The 13,952-nt window shown below is 70.5% G+C and carries 13 protein-coding genes; 11 read left to right on the forward strand and 2 right to left on the reverse strand.

Annotated elements, in window-relative coordinates; translation table 11 throughout:
- The first annotated feature begins 37 nt into the window (after nucleotides 1-37).
- The 6 genes from OG344_RS14965 (at nucleotide 38) to OG344_RS14990 (ending at nucleotide 5,291) form a co-directional block, all read left to right on the forward strand.
- The gene (locus tag OG344_RS14965; protein ID WP_405088728.1) at nucleotides 38-1,048 is read left to right on the forward strand and encodes an adenylate cyclase regulatory domain-containing protein; all 1,011 of its coding nucleotides are present in this window, start codon (nucleotides 38-40) and stop codon (nucleotides 1,046-1,048) included.
- A 10-nt stretch (nucleotides 1,049-1,058) separates the two neighbouring features.
- Nucleotides 1,059-2,144, forward strand: coding sequence for an S-(hydroxymethyl)mycothiol dehydrogenase (locus OG344_RS14970; RefSeq protein ID WP_405088729.1), 1,086 nt, complete (start codon nucleotides 1,059-1,061; stop codon nucleotides 2,142-2,144).
- 213 nt (nucleotides 2,145-2,357) lie between these two features.
- The gene (locus OG344_RS14975; protein ID WP_111698258.1) at nucleotides 2,358-2,537 is read left to right on the forward strand and encodes a bacterioferritin-associated ferredoxin; all 180 of its coding nucleotides are present in this window, start codon (nucleotides 2,358-2,360) and stop codon (nucleotides 2,535-2,537) included.
- Nucleotides 2,538-2,550: 13 nt separating this feature from the next.
- The gene (bfr, locus tag OG344_RS14980; protein ID WP_405088730.1) at nucleotides 2,551-3,033 is read left to right on the forward strand and encodes a bacterioferritin; all 483 of its coding nucleotides are present in this window, start codon (nucleotides 2,551-2,553) and stop codon (nucleotides 3,031-3,033) included.
- A 284-nt stretch (nucleotides 3,034-3,317) separates the two neighbouring features.
- Nucleotides 3,318-3,986: a response regulator transcription factor gene (locus OG344_RS14985; protein ID WP_030451323.1), complete on the forward strand. Its 669-nt coding sequence runs from the start codon at nucleotides 3,318-3,320 to the stop codon at nucleotides 3,984-3,986.
- A 36-nt stretch (nucleotides 3,987-4,022) separates the two neighbouring features.
- Nucleotides 4,023-5,291: an ATP-binding protein gene (locus OG344_RS14990; RefSeq protein WP_405088731.1), complete on the forward strand. Its 1,269-nt coding sequence runs from the start codon at nucleotides 4,023-4,025 to the stop codon at nucleotides 5,289-5,291.
- 36 nt (nucleotides 5,292-5,327) lie between these two features.
- On the opposite strand, the gene OG344_RS14995 is transcribed toward OG344_RS14990, so the two are convergent.
- The gene (locus OG344_RS14995; protein ID WP_405088732.1) at nucleotides 5,328-5,996 is read right to left on the reverse strand and encodes a GtrA family protein; all 669 of its coding nucleotides are present in this window, start codon (nucleotides 5,994-5,996) and stop codon (nucleotides 5,328-5,330) included.
- Between the two features lie 240 nt (nucleotides 5,997-6,236).
- Here OG344_RS14995 and OG344_RS15000 point away from each other — a divergent pair, with 240 nt between their 5' ends.
- The 3 genes from OG344_RS15000 (at nucleotide 6,237) to purE (ending at nucleotide 9,017) form a co-directional block, all read left to right on the forward strand.
- Nucleotides 6,237-7,223 (forward strand): hypothetical protein, encoded by a 987-nt coding sequence (locus OG344_RS15000; protein ID WP_405088733.1) that lies wholly within the window; start codon nucleotides 6,237-6,239, stop codon nucleotides 7,221-7,223.
- 77 nt (nucleotides 7,224-7,300) lie between these two features.
- Nucleotides 7,301-8,491 carry a 5-(carboxyamino)imidazole ribonucleotide synthase gene (locus OG344_RS15005; RefSeq protein WP_405088734.1) on the forward strand — a complete coding sequence of 397 codons (1,191 nt, stop codon included), beginning with the start codon at nucleotides 7,301-7,303 and terminating at the stop codon, nucleotides 8,489-8,491.
- The gene (gene purE, locus OG344_RS15010) at nucleotides 8,484-9,017 is read left to right on the forward strand and encodes a 5-(carboxyamino)imidazole ribonucleotide mutase (RefSeq protein WP_327043883.1); all 534 of its coding nucleotides are present in this window, start codon (nucleotides 8,484-8,486) and stop codon (nucleotides 9,015-9,017) included. The genes OG344_RS15005 and purE overlap by 8 nt, the downstream gene beginning before the upstream one ends.
- Here the strand turns inward: purE and OG344_RS15015 are convergent.
- A complete protein-coding gene (locus OG344_RS15015) occupies nucleotides 8,993-10,306 on the reverse strand; it encodes a UDP-glucose dehydrogenase family protein (protein WP_405088735.1) in 1,314 nt (437 codons plus the stop codon). The genes purE and OG344_RS15015 overlap by 25 nt on opposite strands.
- A 232-nt stretch (nucleotides 10,307-10,538) precedes the next feature.
- On the opposite strand from OG344_RS15015, the gene OG344_RS15020 reads away from it, so the two are divergent.
- Nucleotides 10,539-11,702: an acyl-CoA dehydrogenase family protein gene (locus OG344_RS15020; RefSeq protein WP_405088736.1), complete on the forward strand. Its 1,164-nt coding sequence runs from the start codon at nucleotides 10,539-10,541 to the stop codon at nucleotides 11,700-11,702.
- A gap of 469 nt (nucleotides 11,703-12,171) precedes the next feature.
- On the forward strand, nucleotides 12,172-13,830 hold the full coding sequence (locus tag OG344_RS15025) for a glycoside hydrolase family 44 protein (RefSeq protein ID WP_405088737.1): 1,659 nt from the start codon (nucleotides 12,172-12,174) through the stop codon (nucleotides 13,828-13,830).
- Nucleotides 13,831-13,952: the final 122 nt, after the last annotated feature.

Below are 13,952 nucleotides of genomic sequence, written 5' to 3' on the forward strand. Positions count from 1 at the left end.
CGCGGCGCGGACCACGTGCCGTACGGGGGAGGGAGACGTGGAGACAAGCGGGCGGCCCGGCGCCGACGACATGCGGCGGCTGTTCCTGGGGCCGCCGCCGGTGTACACGCGGCGGCAGGTCGCCGAGGCGGCGGGGATCCCGCAGGACCTCGCCGCGCGGATCTGGCGGGCCCTCGGCTTCGCGACGCTCGCCGACGACGCGGTGGCGTTCACGGACGCCGACCTGGAGGCCCTGCACCGCATCCGCGACCTGCTGGACGCGGAGATGCTCGACGAGCGGTCCGTGATCCGCATGGCGCGCGCGCTCGGCCGCAACACCGCGCGGCTCGCGCAGTGGCAGGCCGAGATCATGGTGGACGCGCTGATCGAGCCCGGAGCGCGGCAGGGCGAGGAGCGGCTCCGGCAGGTGATGGACACGGTCAGCCGCCTGCTGCCGGACTTCGAGCGGACGCTGGTGCACGTCTGGCGGTCGCAGCTCGCCGCGACCGCGAGCCGGCTGGTCAGCCTCGCCGAGCCCGGCGAGCCGGGCGGGGACGCCTCCCCGACCCGCCCGAGGCTCGCGGTCGGGTTCGCCGACCTCGTGGCCTTCACCCGGGTGTCCCGCGAGCTGGACGAACTGGCGCTGGCCGACCTGGTCGAGGGGTTCGAGTCGCGGGCCTCCGACGTGATCGCCGCCCACGACGGGCGGCTGGTGAAGACGCTCGGCGACGAGGTGCTCTTCACGGCCTCGGGCCCGCGCACCGCGGCCCTGATCGCGCTCGACCTGCTCGACGAGCTCAAGCGGGACGCCGAGGGGCCGGACGTGCGGGTCGGGCTGGCGTACGGCCCGGTGCTGCCCGCGATGGGCGACGTCTTCGGCACGACGGTGAACCTGGCGGCGCGGCTCACCGCCATCGCCCGGCCGGGCACGATCCTCGCCGACAGCGAGATGGCCGCGGCGCTCACCGGCGCGGCCGGCGTCGACCTGGTGAAACTGCGCCGCCGCCCCGCACGCGGGCTCGGCGTCGTGGAGCCGTATGTTCTGAGGAGATCCAGCAGAGAGAGTTGAGGTGCGGGGCATGCCGTACGAAGTCCAGGGCGTGGTGGCACGGGGCAAGGGAGAGGCGGTGACACTGGAGACGGTCGTCGTCCCGGACCCGGGGCCCGGCGAGGCGGTCGTGAACGTGCAGGCCTGCGGCGTCTGCCACACCGATCTCCACTACCGCGAGGGCGGCATCAACGACGAGTTCCCGTTCCTGCTGGGCCACGAGGCCGCGGGCGTCGTCGAGGCGGTCGGCGAGGGCGTGACCGAGGTCGCGCCGGGCGACTACGTCATCCTCAACTGGCGGGCGGTCTGCGGGCAGTGCCGGGCGTGCCTGCGGGGCCGGCCGTGGTACTGCTTCAACACCCACAACGCCGCCCAGAAGATGTCCCTGGCCGACGGCACCGTGCTCAGCCCGGCGCTCGGCATCGGGGCGTTCGCGGAGAAGACCCTGGTGGCCGCGGGCCAGTGCACGAAGGTCGACCCGGCGGCCATCCCGGCCGTCGCCGGCCTCCTCGGCTGCGGCGTGATGGCGGGCCTCGGCGCCGCGATCAACACCGGCGGCGTCACCCGCGGCGACTCGGTGGCGGTGATCGGCTGCGGCGGCGTGGGCAACGCGGCGATCCTCGGGTCGAACCTCGCCGGGGCGCGGACGATCATCGCGGTGGACGTCGACGACCGCAAGCTCGACTGGGCCCGCCGCTTCGGCGCCACCCACACCGTGAACTCGCGGGAGGCCGACGCCGTGGCGGCGATCCGCGACCTGACCGGTGGTTTCGGCGCCGACGTGGTGATCGAGGCGGTGGGCCGCCCGGAGACGTACAAGCAGGCCTTCTACGCCCGCGACCTGGCCGGGACCGTCGTGCTCGTCGGGGTGCCGACGCCCGAGATGACCATCGAACTCCCCCTGCTCGACGTGTTCGGCCGCGGCGGCGCGCTCAAGTCCTCCTGGTACGGCGACTGCCTGCCCAGCCGCGACTTCCCCATGCTGATCGACCTCTACCTGCAGGGGCGGCTCGACCTCGACGGGTTCGTCTCCGAGACCATCGCCCTCGACCAGGTCGAGGAGGCGTTCGGCAAGATGCACCGCGGGGAGGTGCTGCGCTCCGTCGTGGTGCTCTGAGTCACGATGCTCTGAGTCACGGTGCTCTGACCTCTGCGGACGACGGCCCGTCCGCCGAAGGGGGCGGCGTTCCGGCTCCCCGGGTCCTCCTCGGACAGCGGGTTTTGCCGGACGCCGCCCCTTTCTGTGCCTGGGATCACATAGGCAAGCCTTACCAAAGTGAGTTATCTTAGGTATGCCTAACCTTCCTCATGATCCCTGAGAGGGCGACCCATGTACGTGTGCATCTGCCGCGCGGTCACCGAGAACGAGGTGCACGACTGCATCGCGGCGGGGGCGCGGACGGCTCGTCAGGTGCGGGACGCCACCGGCGCCGGGGGGGACTGCGCGTCATGTGTCCGAAAGATCTGTGCCATCCTGAAACGGTCAGACGACCTGGTCACCAGCGCATAGATCGAGGTACGCGATGCAGGGCGACAAGGAGATCATCGCGCTGCTCAACGAGCAGCTCACCTCCGAGCTCACCGCCATCAACCAATACTTCCTGCACGCCAAGCTGCAGGAGAACTGGGGATACACCAAGCTCGCCGCCCTGACGAGGGCGGAGTCGATAGACGAGATGCGGCACGCGGAGGAGCTCACCGACCGGATCCTCTTCTTAGAGGGCCTGCCGAACTACCAGAAGCTCAACACCCTCCACATCGGCCAGACCGTGAAGGAGCAGCTCCAGGCCGACCTGGAGCTTGAGGTGGAGGTGGTCAAGCGGCTGCGGCCGGGGATCGCGCTCATGCGGGAGCGGGGAGACATCACCTCCGCCACGCTCTTCGAGCGGATCCTCGCCGACGAGGAGCACCACATCGACTATCTGGAGACCGAGCTCGGGCTCCTGGAGAGTCTGGGTGAGCAGCTCTACCTCCAGCGGTACGCGGAGCCGCCGTCGCCCGCCTGAGACCCGCCGGCGCGGCCGGTAACCCGGTCGGCGACTCGGCCGAAACTCGCGAATACAGATGGACAACGCCCGTCGGCATCGGTTCGGCGGGCGTTTCTCATGTCATCGCCCGCATTGATCCGAGGCTGTTCGAATTGGCGGAGAACGCCATAGAAGATCGCTGCCCTTCCGTACTGACTATCCCGGATTTATCAGTGTTTGCCCAGGTCAATTGATGAGTCAACGACAAGTCAAAGTGCGCGCTGTAGCCGGGAAACGATCGCTTAAGGTCCTACGATCGCACCATGACCTGCGTACTTCTCGCCGAGGATGACACCTCGATATCCGAGCCCCTGGCGCGCGCACTGCGCCGGGAGGGCTATCAGGTGGAGGTGAGCCCGGATGGCCCGCAGGCCCTGGAGAGGGCCTTGTCGGGGGGCGTCGACCTGATTGTTCTCGACCTCGGTCTGCCAGAAATGGACGGGCTGGAGGTCGCGCGCCGCATTCGCGCGGAGGGACACGGGACTCCGGTCCTGATCCTCACCGCCCGTGTCGACGAAGTCGACACCGTCGTCGGTCTCGACGCGGGGGCCGACGACTATGTGACCAAGCCGTTCCGGCTGGCGGAGTTGCTCGCCCGTGTGCGGGCGCTGCTCCGGCGCGGAACATCGGAGACCCCGGTGGTGCAGGGCGTCCGCATCGACGCCGACTCCCGCCGGGCCTGGATGGGGGACAAGGAGCTGCATCTCACCACCAAGGAGTTCGACCTGCTGCGCGTGCTCGTACGGGATGCCGGCAAGGTCGTCACCCGCGAGCAGATCATGCGCGAGGTGTGGGACACCAACTGGTGGGGTTCGACCAAGACACTGGACATGCACATTTCCTGGCTGCGCCGGAAGCTGGGCGACGACGCGGCCAAACCGCGCTACATCACCACCGTTCGTGGGGTCGGCTTCCGCTTCGAGCGCGAGTAGCGGCCGTGGGGCGGTCGCGGGGGAGGGGCTAGCCGCATGCGCCGGCGCCTGCTTGCCTCCATGCTGCTCGTCGCGGTCATCGCGGTTCTGCTGTTAGGCGTGCCCCTGGGCGTGGTCGTCGTACGGTTGATCAACGAGGACGCCGCCCAGGAGCTGCATTCGGAGGCGAACCGGCTGCTGATCGGGGTGGAGTATTCCGTCAGCCAGCAGCAGCCGATCAGTCCGGAGCAGCTCGCACGGAACTACCCGGACAGATACCTCCAGGTGTACGTCCGCGGGAACCGGCCGATCATCGCCGGCACGCCTCCGCCGGACGGCCGCGACCTGACCGAGGAGGCCCGTTCCGAGAACGGCTACGTACGCGTCAGCCGTGACTCGGCCCAGATCCAGCGGGATACCCGGGCGCGGCTGGTGCTGATCATCGCGCTCGCGATCGCGGCGCTCGGCGCCGCGATCGGGCTGGCCACCGTGACCTCGCGCCGCCTGAGCCTGCCGCTCCAAGACCTCACCAGGATCGCGGAGCGGCTGGGCTCGGGCGACGCGAGGCCCAGCAGGCACCGCTACGGCGTTCCGGAGCTCGACCTCGTGGCGGAGGTGCTGGACCGCAGCGCGCTGCGGATCTCCGATCTGCTCGCCCGTGAGCGCGAGTTCGCCACCGACGCCTCTCACCAGCTGCGTACGCCGCTGACCGGGCTGACCATGCGCCTGGAGGAGATCGTCGCCGCGGCCGGGCAGCCCGAGGTGGTCCGCGAGGAGGGCGAGGCCGCCATCGTGCAGGTCGAGCGGCTGACCGCGGTGATCGACGAGTTACTCGCCGCGGCCCGCAGGCAGCGCCACGCCCAGGCCGGGCCGCTCGACGTGGACGACGTGGTCGGCCAGCAGATCGTCGAGTGGGAGCCCGCCTTCCGCCGGGTCCATCGGTCGCTGGTGCTGGCGGGAGACCGCGGCCTGCGCGCCCTCGGCACGACGGGCGGGCTCAGCCAGGTGCTGGCCACCCTGCTGGAGAACTCGCTGAAGCACGGCGACGGCGTGCTGACGATCAACACCTCTAGTGCGGGCAAGTCCGTGGTGATCGAGGTGGGCGACGAGGGACCGGGCATCCCCGAGGCCCTCGGCCATCGCGTCTTCGAGCGGAACGTGAGCGGCGGCGGCGGCACCGGCCTGGGGCTGACCCTCGCCCGCGCCCTCGTCGCCGCCGACGGCGGCCGGCTCGAACTCGTCAGGCGCCGCCCGGCGACCTTCGCCATCTTCCTGCGGCACGACCGCGACAACGACCGCCGCCGCGTCGTCTCCGGCCCGGCCTGACCCGGGCGGCGGGCGAAGCGGGGGACGGGAACGGGGTCAGCGGGCGGTGATCGGGCCGGGCTGCGCCGAGACGTCCGCCGCGACCGCCGCTCTCGCCTTCGCCCGGGCCTTCTTGCCGGTCTTCCGAGAGCCGTTCCCAGGGGAGCCGTTCCTGGGCGAGCCGTTCTTCGGGGCGCCGATCTTCGGGGCGTCGTTCTTCGGAGAGCCGGCCTTCGCGGCGGACACGACCAGCGCCTCGACGCCCCCGGCGGGGCCCTCGCTCTCGACCGGCTCCGGAGTCGCGAGGAAGACCCACTTCTTGTACGACCAGAGGCGGAACAACGTGCCGAGGACCAGGCCGACGGCCTGGGCGATGTTGTAGCTCACCGTGTCGTGCAGGTTCAGCGTGTACACCACGAAACCGATGGTGAGCAGCGAGGGCAGCAGGCCGACGCCGTTCAGCAGGAAGAACAGGACATACTCGCGTGCCAGGCCGCTCTGCTGACGATGCCGGTAGGTCCAGAAGCGGTTGCCCGCGTAGGCGAACGTGGCGGCGACGATCGTGGCCGCGACCTTCGAGGACAGCGGGCCCAGGCCGACGCCGAACCGCAGCAGGTTGGTGCCGCCGAAGTCGATGACGAACGCGATGGCGCCCACCGCTCCGAACTTGATCAACTCGTGGATGAGCGTGGCGAACCGCTCGTAGGCGCGTCGTAGAAACTGCACGTCCCGATCGGTCCTTCCTGATCTGCGGCCTGGTCGGCGGCGAGGTCCTCTCAGGCTACCCGCCGGTGGCACAAATGAGGGTAGTAGCGCAACCTCTCGCCGCTCCGTCGCAGGTCACCAAAGAACATTTCACGGAAAATCCCGTCATCTGGAATTTGGAGGCACTCTTCGCACTACGCTCTCGCCCCACTGGATCACTTGGCGCGGGGCCGTGCCGTTGTGGAAGAGGTGGCCTTCACCGTGGTTCGTCGTACCTTCGGGGCTCGTCCGCCGAGCCTCGTCCCCGGCCGCGTCCTGCTCGCGGTTGTCCTCGTGGTCTTCCTCGCGGGGTGCGGAACCGAGAGCGCCCGGGAGCTCCCGGCCGATCCCGGGGAGGCCTCCGCGCCGATGGCCGAGATCGCCCGGGCCGACGCCGAGGCGGCCTTCGGCGGGCTCGGCGACCTCGCCGCCGCCTGGAAGGACGGCGACTGCGCGGAGATCGAGCGGCTTACGACGTGGGCGGAGAAGGCGATCGGGAGCCGTGTCTGCGCGGCGGCCCGCGAGGGCCGCGCCGCGCCCGGCTTCGGCGTGCCCAAGAACCCGGAGTTCCTGCTCCCCGCACACGAGGACGGCGAGGACGACCCCTGGTTCGCCGTCCTGGCCCGCAAGCCCACCCCGGCCTACTTCGTCTTCGTACGCACGGACGGCGCGTGGCGGCTCGGCGCCGGGCCGATTCCGCTCGCCGGCGACGCGCCCGAGGCGGAGGGCGAGGTCGTGGACGCCGCGGCCGGCCCGGGCTCCTGGGTCGGGGCACGGCTCGTGTCCACCCGGCACGTCGCGTTCCTGACCGATCCCGCGGGGCTGAGCGGGGTCCGCTTCGCCTCCGGCGACCCGATGCGCGGCCTGCTCGGCGAACTGGTCCGGGCTCCCCGCAGGGTCCGTCCCGACCGCCTGTCCACCGACGTACGCATCGAGGGGCCGGCCCGCGCGCTCGCCCTGCCGGACGGCGGGGCCCTGGTTTTCCACGCGCTGCGCCTCGTCTTCACCCAGAAGCCCGGCCCGGGCCGCTCCTCCCTCGCCCATCGGCGGTACGGCGCGGCCGACGTGCGGGCCTTCACCGGCGGCGCGCCGAAGACCGTCACGGGTGCGGAGATCGTGCTGCTCGCCACCAGGGTGGGCGCGGACAACAGGATGACGACCGTGGGCATGCGCCGGGTCCTCGCCGGCATCACCGAGGACGCCGACTGACAGAACGAGCTGACGCTACGGGCTGACGCGTGACCCGTGGCGGGCGTACGCGCGGGCCATAGGTAGGCTGACCTGTCGTGAACAGCCCGAAGGATTCCCCTTCCCGGCCGCCGGCCACGCCCGCGGCGGGCCCTGTCGCGGCGCCCGTGGTGGGCATGGTCGGCGCGGGACAGCTCGCCCGGATGACCCAGCAGGCCGCGATCGCGCTCGGCATCGAGCTGCGCGTGCTGGCGGGCGCCCGCGACGAGAGCGCCGCCAAGGTCATCGTGGACACCCGGCTGGGCGACTACCGGGACCTCGCCGACCTGCGGGAGTTCGCCAAGGGGTGCGACGCCGTCACCTTCGACCACGAGCACGTGCCCACGGGCCACATCCAGGCGCTGGCCGCCGAGGGGCGCGCCGTACACCCGGGGGCCGACGCGCTCGTCCACGCGCAGGACAAGGCGGTCATGCGCGAGCGGCTCACCGCGATCGGCGCGCCCTGCCCGGCCTGGGCCCGGGTCGAGGACCTGGCCGGCGTCGAGGCGTTCGCCGGCGAGCACGGCTGGCCGGTGGTGCTGAAGGCGGTCCGCGGCGGGTACGACGGCCGGGGCGTGTGGGTCTGCTCGTCACCGGACGAGGCGCGGGCGGCGCTCGATACCGGCGTCGACCTGCTGGCCGAGGCGTTCGTCCCGTTCGAGCGGGAGATCGCCGTGCTGGTCGCCCGGTCGCCGCACGGCCAGGGCGTCAGCTACCCCGTCGTGGAGACGGTCCAGCAGGACGGGATCTGCGTCGAGGTCATCGCGCCCGCGCCGGACCTCGGCGAGGAGGAGGCGGCGTACGCCCAGCGCGTCGCGCTCACCATCGCGCGCGACCTCGGCGTGACCGGGCTCCTCGCGGTCGAGATGTTCGTCACGAAGACCGGCCTCGTGGTCAACGAACTGGCCATGCGCCCGCACAACAGCGGCCACTGGACGATCGAGGGCGCGCGTACGTCCCAGTTCGAGCAGCACCTGCGGGCCGTGCTGAACCTGCCGCTCGGATCGCCGTCGATGACCGCGCCGGTCGTCGTCATGGCCAACCTGCTCGGCGGGCCCGACCCGGACGTGTACGCGCGGTACGAGCACGTGCTGGCCAACGACCCGGGCATCAAGATCCATTTTTATGGCAAGGACGTGCGGCCCGGCCGCAAGATCGGGCACGTCACGGCCCTCGGCACCGACCTCGACGAGGTGCGGGCCCGCGCCCGCCACGCCGTCACCTGCCTGAGAGGACCCGTGGATGCCTGACGTCGGGATCGTCATGGGGAGCGACTCGGACTGGCCGGTCATGCGCCTGGCCGCCGAGGCGGTCGCCGAGTTCGGCGTGTCCTTCGAGGCCGACGTGGTCTCCGCGCACCGGATGCCGGCCGAGATGATCGAGTACGGTTCCCGCGCGGCCGGGCGCGGGCTGAAGGTGATCATCGCCGGGGCGGGCGGCGCCGCCCACCTGCCGGGCATGCTGGCCTCGGTCACCCCGCTGCCGGTGATCGGCGTCCCGGTGCCGCTCAGATATCTCGACGGGATGGACTCGCTGCTGTCGATCGTCCAGATGCCGGCCGGGGTGCCCGTCGCGACCGTCGCCGTCGGCGGCGCCCGCAACGCGGGACTGCTCGCCGTACGGATCCTGGCGGCGGCCGACGAGGGCCTGCGGCGGCGGATGGAGGAGTTCCAGGCCGCCCTGCGCGACCAGGCGCACGCCAAGGGCGAGCGGCTCCGCGCCGAGGCCGCCGCCCTCCACGGGGAACTGGATCAGGGGCGGCCGAGCGCGCGGTAGTGCCAGCCGGCGCCCCGCCAGAGCTCCACGTCGAGCGCGTTGCGGCCGTCGACGATGACCCGGGCGGCGACGACCGCCCCCAGGTCCTCGGGGTCGAGGGAGACGAACTCCTGCCACTCGGTGAGCAGCAGCACGACCTCGGCTCCGCTCGCGGCCTCCAGGGCCGACTCGGCGTACCCGAGCTGGGGGTGGGCGGCCCGCGCGTTGGCCAGGGCGGCCGGGTCGTAGAGCGTCACCAGCCCGCCCAGCTCGGCGATCTTCACCGCGACGTCCAGCGCGGGCGAATCGCGGATGTCGTCCGAGTTGGGCTTGAAAGCCGCGCCCAGCACCGCCACCCTCCGGCCGCCAAAGGAACCGCCGAGGACCTCACCGGCGAGGCCGACCATCCGGGCGCGGCGCCGCAGGTTGATCTCGTCGACCTCCCGCAGGAAGGCGAGCGCGTGACCGGCGCCCAGCTCGTCGGCCCGGGCGGTGAACGCCCTGATGTCCTTGGGCAGGCAGCCGCCGCCGAAGCCGAGGCCGGCGTTGAGATATCGGCCGCCGATCCGCTCGTCGTACGCCAGCGCCGCGGACAACTGCGTGACGTCGCCGCCGGCGGCCTCGCAGACCTCCGCCATCGCGTTGATGAACGAGATCTTCGTGGCCAGGAACGCGTTCGCGGCCGACTTGACCAGCTCGGCCGTGGGGAAGTCGGTCACCACGATCGGCACCTCGCCGAGCGGCGCGTAAACGTCCCGCAGAATCTTCTCGGCCCGTTCGGAGGTCACTCCGATCACGATCCGGTCCGGCCGGAGGGTGTCCCGTACGGCGAAACCCTCGCGCAGGAACTCGGGGTTCCAGGCCAGCTCGGTCTGCGTGCCGGCGGGCGCGAGCCGTACGAGCTTCTCGGCGAGGCGCTCCGCGGTGCCGACGGGGACCGTCGACTTGCCCACGACCAGGCACTCACGGTCCAGGTGCGGGGCCAGCGACTCGACGACCGCGTCGAGATAGGAGACGTCGGCGGCGCGCTCGCCCTTCTTCTGCGGCGTGCCGACGCAGACGAAGTGGACGTCGCCGAACTTCGCCACCTCCTCGTAGGAGGTGGTGAAGCGCAGCCTGCCCGAGTCGAGGTTGCGGCGGAGGACCTCCTCCAGCCCGGGCTCGTGGATCGGCAGCTCGCCGCGCCGCAGACGTTCGATCTTGCTCTGGTCCACGTCGAGAGCGAGCACCTCGAAGCCCAGCTCCGCCATGCAGGCCGCGTGCGTGGCACCCAGGTATCCGGTCCCGAGCACGGTGAGGCGGTACGGCACGGCAGGCTCCCCTCTTGCCGACTCTTCGTGATCTGGCATGGTACCGGGCCTGTCATTTGCCCGAGCAGCCACCTGGGCAAACCGGGGCCTTGGCCCCAACGGTACGGCGAAACGCCCAGGTGGTCGATGCGTGCGGTGTGCTGAGGCCATTACGACCGTTGTCAGGACGAGCTGTCAGGGCGCGTGTCGTACCGACTGGTAACTTTCTGGTCGGACGTCCTAGTATCGCGTCATGAGCTTCCCTCTCTACGCCCTCGCCGAGGAGCACGAGATGCTCCGGGAGACCGTACGGGCCCTCGCCGACGACAAGATCGCCCCGCGGGCCGCGGCGGCGGACGAGAACGAGGAGTTCCCCTGGGAGGTCTACAAGGACCTCGTCGCGGCCGACCTGCAGGCCGTCCACATCCCCGAGGCGTACGGCGGCGCGGGGGCCGACGCCCTGGCGACCGTGATCGTGATCGAGGAGGTCGCCCGCGCCTGCGCCTCGTCCTCCCTGATCCCGGCCGTCAACAAGCTGGGCACCATGCCGCTGCTGCTGTCGGCGTCCGAAGACCTCAAGCAGCGCTACCTGCGGCCGGTCGCGGCCGGGGAGGCGATGTTCTCCTACGCCCTGTCGGAGCCGGAGGCGGGCTCGGACGCCGCCGCGATGAAGACCAGGGCCGAGCGCGACGGCGACCACTACGTGCTCAACGGCACCAAGATGTGGATCACCAACGCGGGCGTGTCGGAGTACTACACGGTCATGGCCGTGGCCCACCCGTCGGCCGGCGCCCGCGGCATCTCCGCGTTCGTGGTGGAGAAGGACGACGAGGGCGTCTCGTTCGGGCCCAAGGAGAGGAAGCTCGGCATCAAGGGCTCGCCCACCCGCCAGGTCATCCTGGAGAACGTGCGGATCCCGGAGTCCCGGATGATCGGCGAGCCGGGCACCGGCTTCAGGACCGCCCTCGCCACGCTGGACCACACGCGCATCACGATCGCCGCGCAGGCGCTCGGCATCGCCCAGGGCGCGCTGGACCACGCGATCGGGTACGTCAAGGAGCGGAGACAGTTCGGCAAGCCGATCGCCGACTTCCAGGGCCTGCAGTTCATGGTCGCCGACATGGCGATGAAGCTGGAGGCCGCCCGCCAGCTCACCTACGCCGCCGCGGCCAAGTCGGAGCTGGCCATGAACGGCACGCGGGTCAAGGACCTCACCTTCTTCTCCAGCGCCGCCAAGTGCGCCGCCTCCGACGCCGCCATGGAGATCACCACCGACGCCGTCCAGCTCCTCGGCGGGTACGGCTACACCCGCGACTTCCCGGTCGAGCGCATGATGCGCGACGCCAAGATCACCCAGATCTACGAGGGCACCAACCAGATCCAGCGCATAGTCATGGCCCGCCAGCTCCTCAAGTAGCCGCTGAGCAGCGAAAACCCCGCCTCCCGTACATGAGAGGCGGGGTTCGCTGCGTCTGGACAGAGCCTCTTGGCCTCGGGCTTTCGCGGCGAATTCGAGTCGGCTTGATCGTGTGCTCTGAGCTGGGATGATCGGACTTGTCTAAGGCCCCGTCCACGCCAGATCACAAAGCACTTTTCACGTGAACTGCGAGGTCAACCCAGGCCACGAAGTCGATCTGCAGGTCGCCGTGCAGCCGAGAGGCCGAATTCGTGGGCTGTGTGCAACTTTCAGGCTGTCCTCTTAAACCGCGGCCGGGTCGTTACGGGGCGGCCAAGGCCTGACCAGGAGACGTACCAAGTCAGGGGGCCAGGGTTTCCTGGTACCGCCTTGCCGCCCGTCTCCGCGCGACCGCAGTGTCTTGACTCGTGTGAAGCATACGGTCAGGCTCCTCGATTGGTCACTGATGGATCGATTGACGGGAGCGTCGATGATGGGTGCTCAACGGCGGCGGAAGCTGCGATCGGCCACGACGCTCGGCGTAGCGGTCTCCTTCGTGGCGGGGACGATGACCGCCCAGGCGGCCCTGGACCCGGCTGTGGCCGCAGCGGGCCCGACGTTGTCGGTGGACCTGTCCGCCGCCCGGCACGCGATCAGTCCGGACATCTACGGCATGAACGGCGCTCCCCCGGCGTTCGCCGCCGAGATCGGCCTGCCGGTGGCGCGCTGGGGCGGCAATTCGACCACGCGTTACAACTTCAAGAACCACACCTACAACACGGGAAGCGACTGGTACTTCGAGAACATCGTCGCCGGGCCCGACAACACGGTCGAGGCGTTCGTCAAGACCAACCGGGACCGCGGTACCAAACAGGTCGTCACCGTGCCGATGAGCGGGTGGGTGGCCAAGGACTCGCCCGACCAGCACCCGTTCGCCTGCGGATTCCCTGCCAGCCGGTTCCCCGCTCAGGACGGATTCGACCAGTGGGACGCCGGCTGCGGCAACGGCAGGCTCAACAACGCGAACCTCACCGGGGCGGTGCCCGAGGACACCTCGATCCCGGTGGGCGCATCCTTCGACGGCGAGATGGTGTCGCATCTCGTGAGCCGGTTCGGCAAGGCGGCGCGCGGGGGCGTGCCGATCTACGAGCTCGACAACGAGCCGGTGTTGTGGAATTCCACGCACCGCGACGTGCACCCCGAGGCGGTCTCGTACGACGAGCTGGGCGGCAAGAGCACCGCGACCGCCGCGGCCATCAAGGCCGCCGACCCGGGCGCGGCGGTGCTCGGCCCCTCCGGCTGGGGATACTGCGAGTGGGTCGCGTCCGGGGTGGACGGATGTGCGCCGGGAGCCGACGCGGCCGCGCACGGCGGGCTCAACCTGTCGCAGTGGTTCCTGAAGAACATGAAGGACTACAGCGACGCGCACGGCGGCAAGCGCATGCTCGACTACTTCGACCAGCACTACTACCCTCAGATCAACGGCGGGAAGGACCCCGAGTCCAACGCGTTGCGGCTGCGGTCCACGCGTTCGCTGTGGGACCCGACGTACGTCGAGGAGTCCTGGATCGGCCCCACGGGCGTGAACGCGCCGCCGCTGCAGTTCATCCGCAAGATGAAGGAATGGATCGCGCAGTACTACCCCGGCACGAAGACCGCGATCACCGAGTACAACTGGGGCGCGCTGGACGACATCAACGGCGCTCTGGCGCAGGCCGACGTTCTCGGCATCTTCGGGCGCGAGGGTCTCGACCTCGCCACCATCTGGGGCGAACCCCAGCCGACGCAGCCCGGCGCCTACGCGTTCCGGATGTATCGCAACTATGACGGCGCGGGGAGCCGGTTCGGCGACGTGAGCGTGTCGGCGACGAGCAGCGATCAGGGGCAGTTGGCGGTGTACGGGGCGCAGCGCTCACGCGACAAGGCGCTGACCCTGATGGTCATCAACAAGACCGGCGGTGAGCTGACCTCACCGTTGTCGATCGCCGGACTGCACGGCAACGCCAGGGCGCAGCGGTTCACCTACAGCCCGGCCGATCTCAACTCGATCGTGCGCGGCAACGATCTCAAGGTGCATCAGGGCCGGGTCACCGCGACGTACCCGGCGAACTCGATCACCCTGCTGGTCCTGCCGGGGCATCGGCGTTGACGGTTCCCGGGAGGGAGCGGCCCTGGTCGGCCGACCCAAGAATCCCGCTTCCTACCTATGGGGAGCGGGGTTCGCTGTCTCTGGATACAACCTTCAGATGATCACCGTTCCGTCCCTTTTTC

It is taken from the genome of Microbispora sp. NBC_01389 (assembly GCF_045040095.1).
Classification (GTDB): Bacteria; Actinomycetota; Actinomycetes; order Streptosporangiales; family Streptosporangiaceae; genus Microbispora.